Origin of the sequence: Bartonella sp. AP1QHHD, from assembly GCF_042196265.1 — a bacterium.
Taxonomy (GTDB): domain Bacteria; phylum Pseudomonadota; class Alphaproteobacteria; order Rhizobiales; family Rhizobiaceae; genus Bartonella.
The window spans coordinates 79,312-98,896 of sequence record NZ_JBHIPW010000064.1 but is presented as its reverse complement, the minus strand read 5'-3'; the positions used below and the strand labels follow the sequence as shown (position 1 = coordinate 98,896).

Annotated in this window: 17 protein-coding genes and 1 other RNA gene; 10 read left to right on the top strand and 8 right to left on the bottom strand. The window is 38.1% G+C overall.

The window, feature by feature from the left end:
- Window positions 1-229 precede the first annotated feature (229 nt).
- From miaA to ACFIME_RS06305, 6 genes are all read right to left on the bottom strand, one after another.
- Complete coding sequence (miaA, locus tag ACFIME_RS06330; protein ID WP_375662097.1) at window positions 230-1,102, bottom strand: tRNA (adenosine(37)-N6)-dimethylallyltransferase MiaA; 873 nt, start codon at window positions 1,100-1,102, stop codon at window positions 230-232.
- Between the two features lie 777 nt (window positions 1,103-1,879).
- Window positions 1,880-3,403 carry a Do family serine endopeptidase gene (locus ACFIME_RS06325; RefSeq protein ID WP_375662096.1) on the bottom strand — a complete coding sequence of 508 codons (1,524 nt, stop codon included), beginning with the start codon at window positions 3,401-3,403 and terminating at the stop codon, window positions 1,880-1,882.
- 151 nt (window positions 3,404-3,554) lie between these two features.
- Window positions 3,555-4,493: a protease modulator HflC gene (gene hflC, locus ACFIME_RS06320; protein ID WP_375662095.1), complete on the bottom strand. Its 939-nt coding sequence runs from the start codon at window positions 4,491-4,493 to the stop codon at window positions 3,555-3,557.
- A 2-nt stretch (window positions 4,494-4,495) separates the two neighbouring features.
- Entirely contained in the window at window positions 4,496-5,635 is a 1,140-nt protein-coding gene (gene hflK, locus ACFIME_RS06315; RefSeq protein ID WP_375684662.1) for an FtsH protease activity modulator HflK, read from the bottom strand.
- A 119-nt stretch (window positions 5,636-5,754) separates the two neighbouring features.
- Complete coding sequence (locus ACFIME_RS06310) at window positions 5,755-6,264, bottom strand: dihydrofolate reductase (protein ID WP_375655093.1); 510 nt, start codon at window positions 6,262-6,264, stop codon at window positions 5,755-5,757.
- A complete protein-coding gene (locus ACFIME_RS06305; protein WP_273722957.1) occupies window positions 6,261-7,055 on the bottom strand; it encodes a thymidylate synthase in 795 nt (264 codons plus the stop codon). The genes ACFIME_RS06310 and ACFIME_RS06305 overlap by 4 nt, the downstream gene beginning before the upstream one ends.
- A gap of 213 nt (window positions 7,056-7,268) precedes the next feature.
- Here ACFIME_RS06305 and ACFIME_RS06300 point away from each other — a divergent pair, with 213 nt between their 5' ends.
- The 3 genes from ACFIME_RS06300 to ACFIME_RS06290 all read left to right on the top strand — a co-directional run bounded on the left by ACFIME_RS06300 (window position 7,269) and on the right by ACFIME_RS06290 (window position 12,804).
- Window positions 7,269-8,576, top strand: a complete 1,308-nt coding sequence (locus tag ACFIME_RS06300; RefSeq protein WP_375655094.1) for an MFS family transporter — start codon at window positions 7,269-7,271, stop codon at window positions 8,574-8,576.
- A gap of 954 nt (window positions 8,577-9,530) precedes the next feature.
- On the top strand, window positions 9,531-10,841 hold the full coding sequence (locus ACFIME_RS06295) for an MFS family transporter (protein WP_375662092.1): 1,311 nt from the start codon (window positions 9,531-9,533) through the stop codon (window positions 10,839-10,841).
- Window positions 10,842-11,496: 655 nt separating this feature from the next.
- Entirely contained in the window at window positions 11,497-12,804 is a 1,308-nt protein-coding gene (locus tag ACFIME_RS06290; protein WP_375684661.1) for an MFS transporter, read from the top strand.
- A gap of 68 nt (window positions 12,805-12,872) precedes the next feature.
- Here the strand turns inward: ACFIME_RS06290 and ACFIME_RS06285 are convergent, their stop codons facing one another.
- Complete coding sequence (locus ACFIME_RS06285) at window positions 12,873-13,178, bottom strand: DUF2853 family protein (protein ID WP_375662090.1); 306 nt, start codon at window positions 13,176-13,178, stop codon at window positions 12,873-12,875.
- Window positions 13,179-13,275: 97 nt separating this feature from the next.
- Here ACFIME_RS06285 and ssrA point away from each other — a divergent pair.
- The 5 genes from ssrA (at window position 13,276) to ACFIME_RS06260 (ending at window position 17,277) form a co-directional block, all read left to right on the top strand.
- Window positions 13,276-13,632: a transfer-messenger RNA gene (gene ssrA, locus ACFIME_RS06280) on the top strand.
- A gap of 179 nt (window positions 13,633-13,811) precedes the next feature.
- Window positions 13,812-14,363: an SspB family protein gene (locus ACFIME_RS06275; RefSeq protein WP_375612012.1), complete on the top strand. Its 552-nt coding sequence runs from the start codon at window positions 13,812-13,814 to the stop codon at window positions 14,361-14,363.
- 8 nt (window positions 14,364-14,371) lie between these two features.
- Window positions 14,372-14,554, top strand: coding sequence for a DUF4169 family protein (locus ACFIME_RS06270; protein ID WP_375684660.1), 183 nt, complete (start codon window positions 14,372-14,374; stop codon window positions 14,552-14,554).
- A gap of 10 nt (window positions 14,555-14,564) precedes the next feature.
- Window positions 14,565-14,816: a ribbon-helix-helix domain-containing protein gene (locus ACFIME_RS06265; RefSeq protein WP_273788067.1), complete on the top strand. Its 252-nt coding sequence runs from the start codon at window positions 14,565-14,567 to the stop codon at window positions 14,814-14,816.
- A 121-nt stretch (window positions 14,817-14,937) separates the two neighbouring features.
- Window positions 14,938-17,277 (top strand): ATP-dependent helicase, encoded by a 2,340-nt coding sequence (locus ACFIME_RS06260; RefSeq protein WP_375684659.1) that lies wholly within the window; start codon window positions 14,938-14,940, stop codon window positions 17,275-17,277.
- A 56-nt stretch (window positions 17,278-17,333) separates the two neighbouring features.
- On the opposite strand, the gene ACFIME_RS06255 is transcribed toward ACFIME_RS06260, so the two are convergent.
- Window positions 17,334-17,963, bottom strand: a complete 630-nt coding sequence (locus ACFIME_RS06255) for a DapH/DapD/GlmU-related protein (protein WP_375632975.1) — start codon at window positions 17,961-17,963, stop codon at window positions 17,334-17,336.
- A 136-nt stretch (window positions 17,964-18,099) separates the two neighbouring features.
- Here ACFIME_RS06255 and ACFIME_RS06250 point away from each other — a divergent pair, with 136 nt between their 5' ends.
- Together ACFIME_RS06250 and ACFIME_RS06245 are read left to right on the top strand one after the other, a co-directional pair.
- Window positions 18,100-18,681 carry an SCO family protein gene (locus ACFIME_RS06250; protein ID WP_375662088.1) on the top strand — a complete coding sequence of 194 codons (582 nt, stop codon included), beginning with the start codon at window positions 18,100-18,102 and terminating at the stop codon, window positions 18,679-18,681.
- A gap of 27 nt (window positions 18,682-18,708) precedes the next feature.
- Window positions 18,709-19,578: a 50S ribosomal protein L11 methyltransferase gene (locus tag ACFIME_RS06245; RefSeq protein ID WP_375684658.1), complete on the top strand. Its 870-nt coding sequence runs from the start codon at window positions 18,709-18,711 to the stop codon at window positions 19,576-19,578.
- Window positions 19,579-19,585 lie beyond the last annotated feature (7 nt).

The window sequence follows — 19,585 nt, the reverse complement described above, 5'->3', positions numbered from 1 at the left end:
TAACGGAGCCCATAAAAAAAGACCCCAAAGGAGCCCATTACACAACACATACTGTATGATTACCCCCATTATTCCGACGTATAAAATATATAAAAAATTCCTTGTAGGAAGATTTCTAATTCCATTGATACCATTCGTCAATAAAAAATTATATTTTCTAAAAAATTTCTTTTTCACGAATTATCTTTTATCTTTCGATAAGTTTCTTTGCAAAGCTCTAACTCTTTTATCAAAAAGTAAGCATCCATTCTTCATCAAATTGATTACGAAACCATGTCATTTGTCTTTTTGCATATCTCCTCGTTTGTATTTTCACCGCTTCAAGAGCATTCTCAAAGCTTCTATATCCATCCAAATAAGCCATAAACTCAGGTATACCAATAGCCTTCATTGCTGGTAATGAAGAGGAAAGTTTAAGTTTTTTCATAGCCACCACTTCTTCTAAAGCTCCTCTTTCAATCATAGAATCCAAGCGTTTATGAATACGTTCATAAAGCAGAGAACGTGGTGGCATGAGAAGAATTTTTTCGGTCAAATTCGGCGCAATGATAGGTGTTGTTTTTTGTTTCTGCCACCAACTGAGCGTCTTACCGGTTGCATCATAAACTTCCAAAGCACGTACAATACGCTGTCTATCGTGCGAAGAAATTTTTTCAGCAACAACAGCATCAATCTGCAACAACTGGCGATAAAGACTTTCAGGTCCCTCTTTATCAAGCAGCAAACGCCACTTCTGCCGCACAACATTTGGAACATGAGGGATTTCCGAAATCCCCTCTAAAAGAGCACGAAAATAAAGTCCTGTCCCACCAACAAAAATAACTGATCTTAAAGAAAAAGTAGCCAATAGCTTCTCGACATCACACAACCATTGCCCTACTGAATAATTCAAAGTAGGACTCACATGACCATAAAGATAATGGGGAACAATCGCGGTATCAGCCTCCCCCGGCCGTGCCGTTAAAATATTTAAAACATCATAAACCTGCATTGAATCAGTATTAATAATGAGAGCATTCTTTTCTTGAGCCATTTGCAAGGCAAGTTCTGACTTCCCACTTGCCGTTGGCCCCGCTATTAATGTAACTGTTCTCTGTGTCATGAATAGCAATTTCTCCCAATCAATAACTTATTGCAACATGCAGACACCACCAAAGCCCCCTATGAAATTTATAAAAAATGGGCTTAATAACAACACCAAAGGAATTTCCAAGCATTTTTGCTATCATAGTTCAATAGTAAACTACAGCCATAATAATTCTGTCCGTTAGTCCATTAAAAACAAACATATTCTTTGTCATTATTTATGAAAATAATACTGAGCTTAACCTATACAATCAAACAGCTTTATTTTTTCCTATAAAAACAGTATACTAATCTGATTTATAATAGGAGATTCAGAAATTGTCTTCTTCACGCTCTCTTTTTTATAACTATTTCTTCATCCATCACCAAGAAAGGTGTAAATATATATATATAACTAATTTAGTCTAATATGATTTTTCTCTAAGATAGTTTTTTTCAAACTGAATTGAAAAAAAACGTTCTCCATAGCACATAAAGTACAATCACAAAGGACTAAAAGTCTCACTAAATAAAACATTATTTATAATAATAATTGACTTAAACACAAAACATAGATCTCTTATGCAGCATTTCAAAGTCTAGGCTGTTACAAGATTGGAAACTAGCAAATCTATGATGGTACCAACTTGTACTTTTATTTAACGTAGAAACAGAGCTGCCCAATGGATTTTATATTGCACACCCCATGCTCTCTATCGTGAAATGAGCTTGAGAAACATTGGACATCACATGCCTGACTTGCAAAATATCCCATTACTAAGGCTGATAAAAAACAAAAAAATAATTTTAAGGATCAATCCATTAGGAGCGTTACGAACCGTAACTCTCCATCTGGACGCGCTACAATAAATAGAGCATTTTTGCGTCCAGCTTCACGTAATTTATGAATACGTTTTTTAGCCTCATCAATTGTTGTGATAGAACTCTGATTGATATCAACAATCACTTCACCAACGCGAATACGCTTTTTATCCGCTGCGCTATTTTGTGCAACAGATGTCACCACTAGTCCTCGAAGTTTATCTGAAATTGAATAACGATGACGCAAATCCTCTGTCAGTTCAGATAACGTCATTCCCATAAATTGCATTGTCACATTTTTCGACAGATCTTGATTTTTTTTATCATCAACTTCTTCTGTATCTTCATTTGGATCTGTTTCAATCAAACGTCCAAGCTTAACTTTTACTGTTTCTTCTTGCCCATTCCGTAAAATAGTAACGTCCACCACTTTTCCTTCTGAACTTTCTGCAACTAAACGCGGCAAATCACGTGCATGCTTAATTTTGGAATTACCAAAGGAAAGAATAACATCTCCAGTTTGTAACTGGCTATTATCTACATTATTTTCTTCCGTCTGTTCTATTTTACCAGCCACCAATGCTCCCACAGCATTGTCCAATTTTAAACTTTTTGCAATATCCTCTGTTACCGGCTGAATACGAATAGCCAACCAACCACGCCTTATTTCTCCAAAATTACGCAATTGATTAATAACAGAAAGAGCCATATCCGATGGAATAGCAAATCCAATACCGATAGATCCTCCCGAAGGTGAAACAATTGCTGTATTAATGCCAATGACTTCACCATTTCTATCAAATAACGGACCACCAGAATTGCCCCGATTAATTGCTGCATCTGTTTGAATAAAATTATCATAGGGACCAGCATTAAGATCACGGTTACGTGCAGAAATAATACCAACCGTCACACTTCCACCAAAACCATAAGGATTACCAATAGCCATAACCCAGTCACCAATACGTGCTTTTTCTGAATCACCAAAACGCACAGCTTTTAATTTTTTACTTCCTGCATCGACTTGAAGCAACGCCAAATCAGTTTTGCTATCCTTTCCAAGAAGCTTTGCCTTTAGTTTTGTACCATCCGTAAAATTAACTTCAATATCATCAGCATCTACAATAACATGATAATTTGTAACAATAATCCCTTTTTGCGCATCAATCACAAAACCAGACCCTAAAGAACGCACCTTTTGAAATTGACTATCTTTTTGACCATCCTTGGGTATAAAAAAATCACTAAAATATTCCTCCAGCAATGAATCTTTTGGAATAACGGGTACCGAGGTGTTTGCATCCTGTTCTGTTCCTTCAACAGTCTGCGCCGTGGAAATATTCACAACTGTTTCCAAAAGCTCAGAAGCTAAATCAGGAATAGAAAGCAATGCCTTGCTTGTCTCGGCTCCCCAAGACAAACTCACTGATCCTGATAGAAACAAAGTCACACAAAAAACAACTCTTGTGATAAAAAACTTTAAAAACGTATTTTTACTCACGACACTTCTATCCATGACATGCCTTTAATCAAAGATGCAAAGAGCCCCACTAAATTTATATACGGAAAACCAGCACGGCTCGATACTCTCTACCACTTTTACCATAAAAGAAAATGGTCACAGATCATTCTTTTCATGCAAAATCTCGTATCTGCAATCCATTATTTTATCTATTCTCTCCCGATTTTGGATCAGTTTTACTGAGGCCAGTATTCATTGTCGGTAAGAATGCTTTATTTGCCTGCGGCGGATTACGAAAATAGAAAAAGAAATCCTCATTTGGAGAAATCACCATCGGAGTACGCTCTAAATTCTTGTATTGTTCCATCGCCAACCAAAAATCGTAAAAAGACGGATTAGCCTCCCTCGCATTCAATAAAAGACGAATACTTTCAGCTTGACCTTCACCACGGGTAATTTCAGCATCACGCTTTGCAGCTGCTACAATTTCTTCATATTCACGATTAGCTTCTGCCACAATACGATCTCGCTCCTGCTGACCACGAGCCCGGATATTTTCCGCAGCAGCTTCACGTTCAGCTGCCATTTGCCGATAGACATCTTCTGAAACAGCATCAGTCAAATCGGTTTTACGAATACGCACATCAACAATGGCAATACCCAACGAACCTGCATCTACAGAAAATTGCTTCTGTACTTCAGCCATCATCGCGCCTCGTTCATCCGATAAGGCTGCTTTAAATTCTCGCTTACCATAAACAGCACGCAAAGCGTCAATAAACCGTGGTGCAAGGTTTTCACGTGCCGCAATTTGTGGACGCCCAGAAGCAATGCGCTGTAAAAACAACTTAGGATCTGTAATACGGTAAATAAAGAACGCATCCACCTCATAATACGCACCACCACGAACCTGTACAGATTGTGTAGGAACATCGTAACGCAATAACCGATTATCAACAATGATCATCTTATCGATAAAGGGCGCCTTGAAATAGATTCCAGGATTAGATTCTACCTGAACAATTTGTCCAAAACGCTTAATTGCTACCTGTTGACGAGGATAGACGATAAAAACGGACATCCACAAAATCATCAAAACAAACACTATAGCACTAAAAACAAACAAAAAGCGAGATTGCTGCATAATTAATCTCCTCCAGAAATACGAGAATCTAAGAGTAACGCAGGACGCGCTGATGTTGCCTTTACTTTTTCCGATGACTTGCTACGCAACAATTCGTTCAAAGGCAAATAAGGCATCGCTGGAGAATTTGCCTGATCAAGAACCAGCTTATTTGGTGAAGAAAGAATCCGCCCCATCGTCTCCATATAGAGACGGTAGCGAGCAGCTTCTGGTGAAATCGCAGCCTCTCGAGCTATCGCCTGAAAACGTTCAGCACGCCCTGTTGCCTCTTCAACCATTTGTGCCTTTTCACCTTTTGCGATTTCCCGTGTGCGTGAAGCTTCACCATTTGCTAAACCAATTTTCGTAAAACGCACACGATTCCCCTCTTCAATCATTCTTCCACGTTCCTGCTCCGCCTGCTGAACAGAATTAAACGCAGCAGCAACCTTTGTCGGAGGAGCAGCTTCACTGATAGAAACACGGCTTATTTCGACACCAAGTTGATATTTATCCACAGTCAACTGGATAATCTTTCTAACGTCATTAGCAACTTCTTCTTTCTTGTCACGTAAAACATCATCAACCGGCCGCGAACCAATGACCTCACGCATTGCACTCTCAGCAACTTGGCGGACAGTTCCCTCTTGATCATTCACATTGAATAAAAACTGACTAGGGTATGAAATCCGATAATAAACGGAAAAATTAACATTAACGATATTTTGATCACTCGAAAGCATTAAACCATCACTTTGTTGCGCCTCACCGGGCTTCCCACCAATCGCGATTGTTTTTTCCGTTAAAGGTACTTTCATATAGGTCTCAATTGGCCAAAAATGAAAATGCAACCCATCGCCAATAATGCCTTCTTTAGGGATGCCAAAGCGCAACTCTACCGCTTGTTCATTTTGCTGAACAATATAAATTGACTGATATAGCCAAAAAAACACAATAAGCAGAAGGAATAAAACAGAAAAACTGCTTCTCCCGAATTGTTTAAACTGATCCTGCCCTTTGCGCAAAATTTCATTAAGATTAGGACCATTTTCACCACCATTACCGCCACCAGAACCAAAGAGATTCTTAGCTGGTGTTTTTTTGTCACCACTGTTTTTATCGCCACTCCACGGGCCACCACCATTTTGATTTGTCCAGGGCATTATCACCTCTTTAACTGATTACCACTACTCGAACACCAACCATTTGCTTGATCTTATAGGGTGTCTCTTACCTCATTACAATACAACTGATAAACCCTTCCACTTCATATTACAAAAAATTATTTCCGCTCATAAACAACAAAACGTGTCGGATGACTATCTTTATCCCCTTTTGGAATATCTTGTGTTTGCACAATAGTCCACTTTTCTTTATCAAAAACAGGAAAAAAACTATCACCTTCTATAGAAGCTAAAACTTCTGTAAGGAATATTTTATCAGCCATATGCAACCCTTGTTGAAAAATTTCACCCCCACCAATAATAAAAATTTCCTCTACATCATTTTGAGAAGCAACATTTGTTGCAAGAGAACAAGCTTGCGATAAAGAGTGAGCAACAACAGCCCCTTCAGCACAAAAGGTACAATCACGCGTAATGACGATATTTGTACGCCCTGGTAAAGGTCTCCCAATAGAATCCCAAGTTTTTCTTCCCATAATAATGGGCTTACGCAACGTCAAAGCTTTAAAGCGTTGCAAATCCGTCGATAAATGCCACGGCATTGCACCTTCACGACCGATAACACCATTTTCTGCAACAGCAGCAATTAAACAAATGGAAATCGTCATATTGCTACCGGCGCTTTAATATGGGGTTGTGCTTCATAATTAAGCAACTCAAAATCCTCAAATTGAAAAGAAAAAAGATCTGTTACCGCTGGATTTATGCGCATACATGGCAAAGCATTTGGTATACGAGACAATTGATATTTTGCCTGTTCAAAATGATTAGAATAAAGATGAGCATCTCCCAGAGTATGAATAAAATCGCCTACTTTAAGACCGCTTACTTGCGCAATCATCATCGTTAGCAATGCGTAGGATGCAATATTGAATGGAACACCTAAGAAAATATCCGCCGAACGCTGATAAAGTTGACAAGATAATTTCCCCTCCGCAATGTAAAATTGAAAAAGACAATGACACGGAGGCAACGCCATTTCCTCTATTAATGCAGGATTCCAAGCTGACACAATCAAGCGACGAGAATCTGGCGTTTCCTTAATCATCGTTAAAAGATTGTTAATTTGATCAATATGGCGTCCATCAGGAGCAGGCCAAGAACGCCACTGATAACCATAAACAGGACCAAGATTTCCCTTTTCATCAGCCCACTCGTCCCAAATTGACACACCATGCTCTTTCAACCAAGCGATATTTGTATCGCCTTTAAGAAACCACAAAAGTTCATAAATAATTGAACGTAAGTGTAGTTTCTTTGTTGTCAACAACGGAAATCCTGCTTGTAAATCAAAGCGCATCTGATACCCAAAAATAGATCGCGTTCCAACACCCGTTCGATCTGTCCGATCAATACCCTGATTTAAAACGTGAGATAAAAGAGCAAGATATGATTTCATAGGGCTATTATGACCGATTCTTCTCATTATAGAAAATAAAAACTGTAAAATCCGTACAAAGATAATTCAAATCTTTTTCCAAAAACATCTTACACAAGAAATTATCATGATCTGACTAAATTTTTGATGCAAAAGATAAAATACTATAGACAGCTTCTAAAAAAATGACATAAATGAACAAAGATGGATGAACATGAAATAAAGGGATCGACTATGGAAAAACAAGAAGCTTTAAAACCACATGATACAAGAAAACGTATCTGGGCTATCGTGTCCAGTGCATCAGGTAATCTAGTAGAATGGTATGACTTTTATGTTTATTCCTTTACATCTATTTATTTTGCATCACAATTCTTTCCCTCAGATGGCAATGACGTTACGCAACTTTTAAAAGCGGCGGGTGTTTTTGCTATTGGTTTTCTTATGCGCCCAATCGGCGGATGGCTTTTTGGCTTCATTGCCGATCGTTATGGACGCAAACGCTCAATGCTTATCTCTGTTTTTATGATGTGTGGTGGTTCGTTCTTAATCGCCCTACTTCCTACCTATGAAACCATTGGAGTGACAGCAGGAATTCTTTTACTTTTACTCAGAATGCTTCAGGGGCTTTCTGTCGGTGGTGAATATGGTACAACAGCAACTTATATGAGCGAAATCGCCCTCAAAAATCGCCGAGGATTTTTTAGCTCTTTCCAATATACCACACTGATTGGTGGTCAACTTCTAGCCAGTCTCGTTATATTTATTTTAGCGCTTTATCTCACCGAAGATCAGCTAAAAGCGTGGGGCTGGCGTATTCCATTTGCCATTGGTGGACTAGGAGCAATTGTTGCGATTTATCTACGCCGCACACTCCATGAGACAACGACCAAAGAAAGTCGTTCTAGTGCACAAGCTGGTAGTATTAGGGGACTTCTGAGCAACCACCGAAAAGCTTTCTTTCTGGTTATTGGCTTTACAGCTGGAGGATCGCTCACATTCTACACCTATACGACTTACATGCAGAAATATCTGATTACAACCACTGGCTTTGATAAACATACAGCCACAACAATCATGACAGCTGCACTCTTTGTTTTCATGTTACTCCAACCCCTCTTTGGTGCTCTTGCAGATAAAATTGGAACAAGAACTTCACTCCTTATTTGGAGTGTTTTATCTATTATCTTTACCATTCCTGGACTTAATATGATTGGTAGTACTGATAGTACATGGATTGCTTTATCAGTCATTACTGGAATGCTCTGCATTATGAGCTTTTATACATCTATCTCTGGCATTGTAAAATCAGAAATGTTTCCCGCTTCAGTACGAGCAATAGGAGTTGGGCTCTCTTATGCTATTGCCAACGCACTGTTTGGCGGTTCTGCTGAATATGTCGCGCTTGGATTAAAAGATCTTGGATATGAATCTGTCTTCTATTTTTATATAACCGGCATGATGATTATTGCATTCATCGCTGTTCTCTTAATGCCAGATGCTCGCAAAAAAGGGTATTTACAAGGAGACGATATTCATTAACCTTTAATGTTAACAAACAAGGATTTTAACAAAAAAGCCCAGTATTCTGGGCTTTTTTTATATCCTTTCCGATAGCAGTTTAAAGCTCACAATTTTTTTATCCCTTCAAACACTCTAAAAAAGCAATGTTCCCTCCTGCACACGCCGCTTATAAAAATAAATGGCTTCATATTATTATGTAATAAATACTTCTTTTGCTGAATTTAGTTCACTGAAGATAAAAAACGTTTGATTTATTTTAATATTCCCATTCCCACTCAAAGTCGAAGACAAGTGATTATCTTTCAAGAAATTTTATCAATAATAAAGATTACACTCATGATTTTGTTTAATACGTTCTTAATGGTACCCCTCATGCAACACAAATCCTTTCATGAAAAATAGAAAATACCATTATATTATGAATTCACACACTTTTTTGAGAAACATTTCTCAATGCACCCAACTCCATTTCACAACGGCACTCGTGAATGACATAACGTAAAAGCCCCGTAAAGTATAAACATGGGCACTACTCTCTTTACACTTAATAAAAGTGCAAGCCGCTATCATTATACTATTGATGAACTCTTAATATTGTACTCCCCCTTAACACTTAAGATCATTCATAAAAAGTATTTTAACAGATACACCAACCTCGCATGCAATAGTCAATAACATCATTTTACGAAACAACATCAAGCATATAAACTAAAGAGTATCATATCTTCATAAACACTCTGCATATGCAAATAATTCACAATCAAACAAAAAATAATATTTCCTTAAGGATAGTAAAAAGCGTATGATTTACGCAATATAACAACACCATGAGCCCAAAACACCACTGATAGCTCTAGAAAAAATCTTTATGTTTCCCTGAAAAATTATCATGGTACAATGGCGTTTTTATAATGCACATCGTAAATAGCTTTAAAAAGAAGAAAAGTTATAAATCTAAAAGGGGAATACTTCATGAATAATCAAACAACTTTAGATCCACATGATACAAGGAAACGTATTTTTGCTATCATATCCAGCGCATCAGGAAATCTGGTAGAATGGTACGACTTTTATGCTTACTCCTTTGCATCGGTTTATTTTGCATCACAGTTTTTTCCTGAAGATGAAGATATTGTTACACAACTGTTAAAAACGGCAGGAATCTTTTTTATTGGCTTTCTTATGCGTCCAATTGGAGCATGGCTCTTTGGCTTCATTGCCGATCGTTACGGACGCAAACGCTCAATGCTTATTTCTGTTTTTATGATGTGTGGTGGCTCTTTTCTCATTGCCATACTTCCCACTTATAAAACCTTGGGAATAACAGCAGCATTTCTTCTCCTTTTAGTCCGTATGTTTCAAGGACTTTCCGTTGGCGGTGAATATGGTACAGCAGCAACTTATATGAGCGAAGTTGCACCGAAAAATCGTCGCGGGCTCTTTGCTTCTTTTCAATATGCAACAACGATCTCAGGTCAACTTCTCGCAAGTTTTATAATATTTATTTTAGCCCTTTACCTTACTGAAGATCAGTTAAAAGCGTGGGGATGGCGTATTCCTTTTGTGATTGGTGGCTTTGGAGCAATCGTTGCAATTTATCTGCGTAGTTTGCTCCATGAAACAACAACCCACAAAAGCCGCTCTGAAAAACATGCTGGTAGTCTTCGAGAACTTTTTCGCAATCATAAAAAAGCTTTCTTTTTGGTTGTTGGCTTTACAGCTGGTGGATCACTCACATTTTATACATACACCACTTATATGCAAAAATATCTGATCACAACCACGGGCTTTGATAAACAAACCGCAACAACGATAATGACTGCCGCCCTCTTTGTTTTTGTGCTACTCCAACCCCTTTTTGGTTCCCTAGCCGATAAAATTGGAGCAAGAGCTTCACTCATTAGTTGGGGGGCATTATCCATTATCTGCACCATTCCTGTACTTAAAATGATCGGTAATGCCCATAATCCATGGACAGCACTCTTAATTATTATTGGAATACTCTGTGTTATGAGTTTTTATACGTCCATTGCTGGTATCATAAAAGCAGAATTGTTCCCTGCTTCAATCCGAGCAATTGGTGTTGGATTTGCTTTTGCCATTGGCAACGCACTCTTTGGCGGTTCTGCTGAATATGTAGCGCTTGGATTAAAAAATATGGGATACGAATCTGTTTTCTTTTTTTACATCGTTGGTATGATGGTCATTGCACTCATCTCTATTCTTCTTATGCCCGATATAGATAAAGGAGGATATCTCGATAAAGATGATAGACTTCATTAAACTTATTTTCTGGATAAAAAAAGCCCAAGAAATTGGGCTTTTTTTGATCTCCTCTCCACCCTAGTAAAGAACGAAAAGCCCGCCCCGCATTCGTCTTACAAACAACTCAGTTTCTCTTAAATTGTCTATAGTTACTGCCCTCTTTATGTAATTTACTTGATAAGATTCTATGGGCAGCCCTACCCTAAATATTTATCACGATATCTAAAAAAACACCTCATACGGAAAACCTTATCTGAGGCTTACCTCACCCTCCTAAATGATGATGTGTTATGATACAATAAGACAAGTAAGGACACAAAATCCCCTTTTACATTACTTAAGCTTTTTGAAATATTTTCAGTTTTGGGGCTTTCTGCTCATAAAGACCATCTCTTCTATGATCTTCCGGTATTATGCCAATAATTGCATTCTTCTCATAAAGTTTAAAGGTATCTTGATCTACTTTTCAATATTCTCTCCCTTTAAATGCAATGTGATAAATTTTTATTCTACAACACAAGTAAAAATCTTAAAACGAATGACAACATAACTCTAATAAATCATCTTAAAGAGTTTCCCTAAGAAATTGTTGTAATACAATTGAATTTTTCTGGAAATCATAAACAATTATGTTTAGAAAATATGAACTATAAATCCAAAAGGGGAACAATTCATGAAAAATGAAACAACTTCAGCATCACAGGATGCAAGAAAACGTGTTTTTTCTATTATAGCAAGCGCATCAGGAAATCTCGTAGAATGGTATGATTTTTACGTTTACTCATTTACATCAATTTATTTTGCATCACAATTCTTTCCCTCCGATGGTGATACGATTACGCCACTGTTAAAAACCGCAGGTGTGTTTTTTATTGGCTTTCTTATGCGCCCTATTGGAGCTTGGTTTTTAGGGTTTGTCGCCGATCGTTATGGACGTAAACGCTCGATGCTTATATCCATTTTTATGATGTGTGGTGGCTCTTTTTTCATCGCCATACTTCCCACCTATGAAACCTTAGGAATAACATCAGCAATCCTTTTACTTTTAGCTCGGATGATGCAAGGACTTTCAGCGGGTGGTGAATATGGTACAGCAGCCACTTATATGAGCGAAGTTGCCCTCAAAAAACATCGTGGGCTTTTTGCTTCTTTCCAATCTGCCACCCTTATTACAGGTCAACTTCTTGCCAGCTTCATTATATTTATTCTAGCATCTTATCTCTCTGAAGATCAGTTAAAAGCATGGGGATGGCGCATTCCTTTTGTAATTGGTGGATTCGGGGCAGTGATTGCGATTTATCTGCGTCGTTCTCTCCACGAAACAACCACGAAAGAAAGCCGCTCTCACAAACACTCTGGCAGTCTTAAGGAACTACTCACCAAGCATACAAAAGCCGTTGTCGTAATTGCATGCTTTGCATCAGGAGGATCACTCACATTTTACACCTTTACGACTTATATGCAAAAATATCTGATCACAACTACCGGCTTTGATAAACATACCGCAACAACGATTATGACAGCTGTACTATTTATTTTCATCCTATTCCAACCCATAGCTGGTATCATAGCCGATAAAATTGGAACAAAAACTTTACTTATCATTTGGAGTATACTCTCTGTCATCTTTACATTTCCTGGACTCTGGATAATCGGTAATACGCATAGTATATGGATTGCCTTTTCCGTCATTATTGGCTTGCTCTTCATTATGAGCATGTATACATCCATCTCTGGTGTCGTAAAATCAGCAATGTTTCCCTCTTCAATACGCGCATTAGGCGTTAGCATCTCTCATGCCATTGGTAACGCCTTATTTGGTGGTTCTGCTGAATACGTTGCGCTTGGATTAAAAAAGTACGGTTATGAATCACTCTTTTATTTTTATATAACCGTCGTGATGATCATGGCATTCATTGCTCTTCTCTTTGTCCCAAGTATGCGTAAAGGAGGCTACCTCCAAGAGGATGAAAAACATTAATCCTTTTTATCAACGAAAAAGCCCAAAAAATTGGGCTTTTTTTATCATTATCACAAATTTAATATTGTTTAAATTTTATGAAGTGCATTAAGTTGCTTAGCAACTAGATAATAAAAAGTCATACGACTTTTTCTACGCTCTCCAGACATCATCTCAGCCACTTTTGAAACAGCCCTTTTAGCACTCTTCTCATCAGCTTCTAAAACATCTTGAACCCATTTTTCAACACGTTCTAACTCTTTTGGATCCGACGTAGCAACAAGCGCCGCATCCTGCTTTTTCATCACCAAAGCTAAACGACGGCTAAGTCGTTCTACTGCTGCTTCATCGGGATTTGAATCATATAGTTTAATATCTGCTAAATTATTTGTCATTTTGCATCATCTCCTCTCCAAAAATGAGCGGACTATATTTTACAGCCGCACCATATAGCTCCATAAATAATTAGAGGATTAAAAATATTAACAACCCCCCCTTTTCCTAAGACTGTTCTTCATCTATATTTAGAGGGCTGGTTTACCAGCTATGGTAATAAATGGACGGTGAAATAAACCTATTGGACCCGGGGGCGGTACCCGGCGCCTCCACCAAAATATAAGAAACCAAAGTTATATTTTGGTGGGGGCGAAATAGGATCGACAAGGGTGTAAAGATCGCTCTTTTACTCGGCATTGTACCACCGTTATCGGGCTAAATGAGTAGTTGCAAATGACAACTATGCGGAAGCACGTCTCGCCGCTTAAGGTGGTGTGAATGTTTCAATTTGAGCCTTAAACCGTCGCAGGTTTAAGCGGGGTTCGGAGGCACCTGGCAACAGAAGCCTTCACTTTTTTAAATGTTGTTGATTGATCTTTCAGACATTATCAGACATTATTTACCATAGAGTTTCGTATTTATTCGATTTATTGAGGTGCATCGTAGAAAAAATCTGCTAATTTAAAATATATTCTATCACACAATATCAATACGCCCCATTCTGCTACGTGAAATAAAAGGAATAAACTTCGATGGTTAAAGATCAAATCCGTTACGATATTCTCGTTCAGGATGCGCTTCGTGGAGTTATCCGTAAAGTTTTATCGGAAGTTGCCAAAGCAGGTCTTCCGGGAAATCATCATTTTTTTATAACTTTTTTGACAAATGCCCCAGGCGTTAAAATTTCTCCTCGGCTAAAAAATCGCTATCCCGAGCAAATGACAATCGTCTTACAGCATCAATTTAGAGATCTCAGTGTTTCAGAAACAGCTTTCGAAGTAACTCTCTCTTTCAGGGAAATAACCGAAAAGCTCGTGATTCCTTTTACTTCCATTCAGGTCTTTTACGATCCTGTAGCAGCATTTGAAGCAGCATTTGATCTGCCCTCAAATCTGACCTCTGGAGAAAGTGAAAATTCAGAAAATACCTCAACTACGCCCATTACCTTATCAAACAAACAAAAAAAAGAAAATACGCTTACAAAAGAACAAAATCTCAGTACAAATAAAGAACCTTCAAATAACGATGCAAAACAAAATCAAAGTGCTGATGTTGTTTCTTTAGATTCCTTTCGGAAAAAATAATTTTTCTCATGACTGAATTGATTAATCTTCGCCAATTTCGAAAACAAAAAAAACTTACAGAAAAATCTCTTTGTGCTGAGCAAAATCGTTATCGTTTTGGACGAACAAAAACTGAAAAAAATTTTGAGCAGCAAAAATCTTTAAAAATGCAAAAATTTCTTGATCAAAATCGTTTGCGAAACGACGAATAAAGGTGGAAAAATGCACGAAAATAATTCTATCGATTGGTCAAAAGTCATTCCACGAAAGATATCTGTTCGCGTTGATGGACACGCAACAAGCGTCTCTTTAGAACCACCATTTTTAGATATTCTAAAAGATATAGCCCGCAAAAAAGGACAATCTTTAGCCTTTATTATTACCGATATTGATAGCAAAAGACCACAACAAGTAAATCTTTCGGCTTCGTTACGCGTTTATGCCCTTCAAAGCGTTCTCACCCAACGCCTTTAATGTTTGTGCTTATTTTTTTACGTTCTCTTTCTGTCTGTTCAACTGAAACTGTTGTGACTTTTTAAGAGAAGTTTTTTTTAATCTAGAACTTCAATGAAAAAAAGACTACAAAAGAGATATAATGAGTAATTTTTCTGATCACACCATACCTTTCTTTGAAGAAGATTCCCCTCCAGACCATGATAAGAAGAGCTCTGATTTTTTCTCCCATACTCTAAAAGAACAAAAATCATATAACACAGACTATTTAGAACAACTCAATCCAGAACAGCAACAAGCTGTTATGAATACTGAGGGGCCTCTTTTAGTTCTTGCAGGTGCTGGTACAGGAAAAACGCGCGTTTTAACAACCCGTATTTCTCACATTTTACGCTCTGGACTTGCCTCTCCTCAGCAAATACTTGCTGTCACTTTCACCAACAAAGCAGCACGTGAAATGAAAATACGTATTGGTGAACTTATTGGAGAAGTTGTTGAAGGTATGCCTTGGCTTGGAACCTTTCATTCCACTGGAGCTAAAATTTTACGCCGTCACGCAGAGCTTGTTGATTTAAAAAGAAACTTTACAATTCTCGATAGCGATGATGTTCTTCGACTTTTAAAACAACTTATTCAAGCTGAAGGATTAGACGATAAGCGTTGGCCCGCACGAAACCTTGCCATGATGATTGATTCTTGGAAAAATCAAGGACTTTCACCAACACATATCTCAAAAAGTGATGCTCATTCCTTTGGTAACGGCATGGGACGTGAACTTTATCACAGTTATCAAAATCGATTAAAAAATCTTAATGCTTGTGATTTTGGTGACCTTCTACTTCATTCTATCTCTATCTTCCAACATAATCCAGATATTCTTCGCGAATACCATTCTCAATTTCGTTATATTCTTGTCGATGAATATCAGGATACAAATACAGCACAATATCTTTGGCTTCGCCTTTTGGCCCAACATCCTCAAGGTCAACATGTTAATCTTTGTTGTGTTGGTGATGATGATCAATCCATTTATGGATGGCGTGGTGCAAAAGTCGAAAACATATTACGTTTTGAAAAAGATTTTCCTTCTGCTAAAATTATTCGTCTAGAACGCAATTATCGCTCAACATCTCATATTCTTAAAACCGCCTCCCATCTCATTGCTCATAATGAAGAAAGACTGGGAAAAGTCCTTTTTTCTGCTCAAATAAAGAGTGAGGAAGAAAAGGTAAAAATTCATTCAGCATGGGATTCGGCAGAAGAAGCACGAGCAATCGGAGAAGAAATCGAACGCGCACAACAAACCGGTCATGCATTAAATCATATGGCTATATTGGTACGCGCATCATTTCAAATGCGTGAATTTGAAGATCGTTTTGTAACACTTGGCCTTAATTATCGCGTCATTGGTGGTCCTCGTTTTTATGAGCGAATGGAAATACGTGATGCCATGGCTTATTTACGCGTTGTTGTCCAACCTACTGATGATTTAGCTTTTGAGCGTGTTATTAATACACCAAAACGCGGCATAGGAGATGCAACCCTGCGCATTCTTTATGAGAGTGCACGTGCACGTGCTGTTCCTCTCTTTTCTGCTGCCGCTGACATCATTGAAACAGATGAATTAAAGCCTAAGGCACGCAGTGCGTTACGAAGCCTTATTGAAAACTTCCGCCGCTGGCAAAATATGCTTCAAGACACTCCTCATAGAGAACTTGCCGAGATCGTCCTTGATGATTCTGGTTATACAACCATGTGGTTAGAAGATCGTTCACCAGAGGCTCCTACAAGACTAGAAAATCTTAAAGAAATGATTCGTTCCATGGAACAATTTGAAAATCTTCAAAGTTTTTTGGAACATGTTGCACTCGTTATGGAAACGGAAAATAATGAAAATATGGATGCAGTCAACATCATGACACTTCATTCAGCCAAAGGACTTGAATTTGAAACAGTTTTCCTTCCAGGTTGGGAAGAAGGACTCTTTCCCCACCAACGCTCATTAGATGAAGGTGGACGTTCAGGATTAGAAGAAGAACGGCGCCTTGCTTACGTAGGTCTAACAAGAGCAAAAAAATATTTGCATATATGGTTTGTATCGAATCGAAGAATTCATGGACTTTGGCAACCTGCTCTTCCCTCCCGTTTTCTAGATGAATTACCAGCAGAACATATAGAAGTTGTAGAAATGGAAACATCCTATGGTGGTTATGGAAAATCTTCCTTTCAACATCACGATTCCTTTTATAGTGACTATGCAACAGCAAGACAAAAGCGTGCACAAAAAAACAAGAATATTGAAGGGAAAGTTATCTCTCAATCAATCTCTCATGTACCATCAGATTTTTCTGTCAATGATCGGATTTTTCACATAAAATTTGGTTATGGTCGTATTACAACAATAGACGATCATAAATTGACAATAATGTTCGAAAAAGCCGGAGAAAAGCGTGTACTAGACAATTTTGTAAACAAAGCTTAATTACAAGTAAACCACGATCAGTTTTTTCAAGAAACCACTTTATTTTATTCTGAATGTCATTTCCATTTACGAACAAAAGCTTCAATGGGCAAATTTTGCATATCAGGCAATGCGTTGTGAATTTTATCAAGCGGCCAATCCCACCAAGCCATATCTAAAAGGCATTCTATGACATGATTGGGAAAACGCATCCGCAACCGTTTAGCAGGCACCCCAACAACAATCGTATATGGCAAAACATCTTTCGTTATAACAGCGTTCGCGCCAATGATAGCGCCATGACCAATTGTCACCCCAGGCATAATAACCGCACCATATCCAATCCACACATCATGCCCAATAATAACACGTTTTGCACAACGCCTTTCACGAAAACCACTATCTAATGCCATATAACGAAAATATTCGTTTGGACGATAGGTTATTTTATGCGTTGAAACGCGCTCCATAGGATGCTCCAACGCATTCATCCGTACATGAGATGCAATAGAACAAAAGCGCCCAATATCGCTATAAATAGCCTCACTATTACGCTCTAAATAAGAAAAATCTCCAACGGTTACATCCCGTAAAATCACCCGCTCATTAATTTCCACATAGCGCCCTAATTTACAACCATGCAGCCGCGCTGTCGTATGGATACGAGGCTCACTTTCATGAAATCGAAGATCTTTCTCAATATTCATACATCTTTCACCAATGTTTCATCAATAGATATGGAAAGACATACCAATCAAGCCAATAAAATCAACCATGAAACAAACATTGCAAAACAAACCTGCCGATGTTACAATTTCTCGATCTATCTAAGAGAGTCAAACTATGAAAAATGTAATACGCATCTTGGGGCTGACAATCATATTTCTTGCAGGTGTTTTTAGTTATGATACGCTGACAAATAAGCCTTTAGGTGATAACTTTACTCTCACTGATTCTAATGGGAAAAATATTACTGAGGCTGATGTTCGAAGCAAGCCTTCAATAATTTTTTTCGGCTTCACTATGTGTCCTGAAAGCTGCCCTACCACACTGATGAATCTTGATCGATGGCTTACAGCCCTTGGTCCTGAAGCTGATAAATTAGGTATATGGTTTGTGACTGTTGATCCTGAACGTGACACACCAAAAGTACTCCATGATTATCTCAGTAATTTTAACAATAAAATTGTTGGCATTAGTGGAGATCCTGATAAAGTTCATAAAATGGTCAATTCTTTCAACATCGTTGCTGAAAAAGTTCCTGAAACAGATGGAAACTATACATATAACCATACAGCAGCAGTTTTTTTACTCAAAAAAGGTGGAAAATTAGCTGGCGTTATCCGTTATGACACGAAAGAAAGCGATAGCGAATTAAAAGATGAAATCGCCATTGAACGGTTAAAAAAACTCATCTTAAACTAAAAAAAGCCGATCAAAAGAAAGAACAGCATGTCGCAACAAATTCGCCTCTATTATACTGCTTCTAAAAATGAAGCAGAACGGTTCTATACCCTTATAGAAACAGCCTTTGACGAAGAAGGTTATCCTCTTGCTCTTACAGAGATAGATGAACAAAATGCTGTATATGAGCTTTCTCTATATGTCGATCAAGACAATCAAGAGAACGCATTGAAACGTTTTGCCAAAATTCTTTCTATAGATTTTGATAAAATTAATATGGAAATTTTACCCAACATTGATTGGGTACAAAAAAGCCTAGAAGGACTAAAACCTGTGCAAGCTGGTCCTTTTTTCCTTCATGGAAGTCACAACCGAAACGCCATTCCAGCAAATGTTCTCCCTATTGAAATTGAAGCTAATCAAGCTTTTGGCACCGGACATCATGGAACAACAGCCGGTTGTTTAGAAATGATCGCCAAAGTCATGAAACACGAAAATCCCCAAAATGCCCTTGATCTTGGTACTGGGAGCGGTGTACTAGCCATTGGCATAGCAATGCTCAAACCAATTACTGTGCTTGCATCCGATATTGACCCAATTGCTGTTCAAGTTGCACAACACAATATCGAATTCAATGATGTCAATGAATTTGTTACAGCTATTACAGCAACAGGTTTTGCCCATGATGCAATTGCATCACGAGCCCCTTTTGATCTCATTGTTGCCAATATCCTTGCTAATCCGCTTATTGAACTTGCGCAAGAAGTGGTAACGGCACTTCAAAAAGAGGGATCACTTATACTCTCTGGAATTCTTGAAGAACAACATGCCCATGTTTTGGAGACTTATATAAAACAAGGACTGAAGCATATCGAAACATACCACCGGCAAGGATGGGTTACGATACACCTGAAATAAAATAAAA

Excerpts from the sequence above, each read along its gene's own strand:
- miaA (WP_375662097.1), bottom strand. The coding sequence starts at position 1,102 with ATGACACAGAGAACAGTTACATTAATAGCGGGGCCAACGGCAAGTGGG.
- ACFIME_RS06325 (WP_375662096.1), bottom strand. The coding sequence starts at position 3,403 with ATGGATAGAAGTGTCGTGAGTAAAAATACGTTTTTAAAGTTTTTTATC.
- hflC (WP_375662095.1), bottom strand. The coding sequence starts at position 4,493 with ATGCAGCAATCTCGCTTTTTGTTTGTTTTTAGTGCTATAGTGTTTGTT.
- hflK (WP_375684662.1), bottom strand. The coding sequence starts at position 5,635 with ATGCCCTGGACAAATCAAAATGGTGGTGGCCCGTGGAGTGGCGATAAA.
- ACFIME_RS06310 (WP_375655093.1), bottom strand. The coding sequence starts at position 6,264 with ATGACGATTTCCATTTGTTTAATTGCTGCTGTTGCAGAAAATGGTGTT.
- ACFIME_RS06305 (WP_273722957.1), bottom strand. The coding sequence starts at position 7,055 with ATGAAATCATATCTTGCTCTTTTATCTCACGTTTTAAATCAGGGTATT.
- ACFIME_RS06300 (WP_375655094.1), top strand. The coding sequence starts at position 7,269 with ATGGAAAAACAAGAAGCTTTAAAACCACATGATACAAGAAAACGTATC.
- ACFIME_RS06295 (WP_375662092.1), top strand. The coding sequence starts at position 9,531 with ATGAATAATCAAACAACTTTAGATCCACATGATACAAGGAAACGTATT.
- ACFIME_RS06290 (WP_375684661.1), top strand. The coding sequence starts at position 11,497 with ATGAAAAATGAAACAACTTCAGCATCACAGGATGCAAGAAAACGTGTT.
- ACFIME_RS06285 (WP_375662090.1), bottom strand. The coding sequence starts at position 13,178 with ATGACAAATAATTTAGCAGATATTAAACTATATGATTCAAATCCCGAT.
- ACFIME_RS06275 (WP_375612012.1), top strand. The coding sequence starts at position 13,812 with ATGGTTAAAGATCAAATCCGTTACGATATTCTCGTTCAGGATGCGCTT.
- ACFIME_RS06270 (WP_375684660.1), top strand. The coding sequence starts at position 14,372 with ATGACTGAATTGATTAATCTTCGCCAATTTCGAAAACAAAAAAAACTT.
- ACFIME_RS06265 (WP_273788067.1), top strand. The coding sequence starts at position 14,565 with ATGCACGAAAATAATTCTATCGATTGGTCAAAAGTCATTCCACGAAAG.
- ACFIME_RS06260 (WP_375684659.1), top strand. The coding sequence starts at position 14,938 with ATGAGTAATTTTTCTGATCACACCATACCTTTCTTTGAAGAAGATTCC.
- ACFIME_RS06255 (WP_375632975.1), bottom strand. The coding sequence starts at position 17,963 with ATGAATATTGAGAAAGATCTTCGATTTCATGAAAGTGAGCCTCGTATC.
- ACFIME_RS06250 (WP_375662088.1), top strand. The coding sequence starts at position 18,100 with ATGAAAAATGTAATACGCATCTTGGGGCTGACAATCATATTTCTTGCA.
- ACFIME_RS06245 (WP_375684658.1), top strand. The coding sequence starts at position 18,709 with ATGTCGCAACAAATTCGCCTCTATTATACTGCTTCTAAAAATGAAGCA.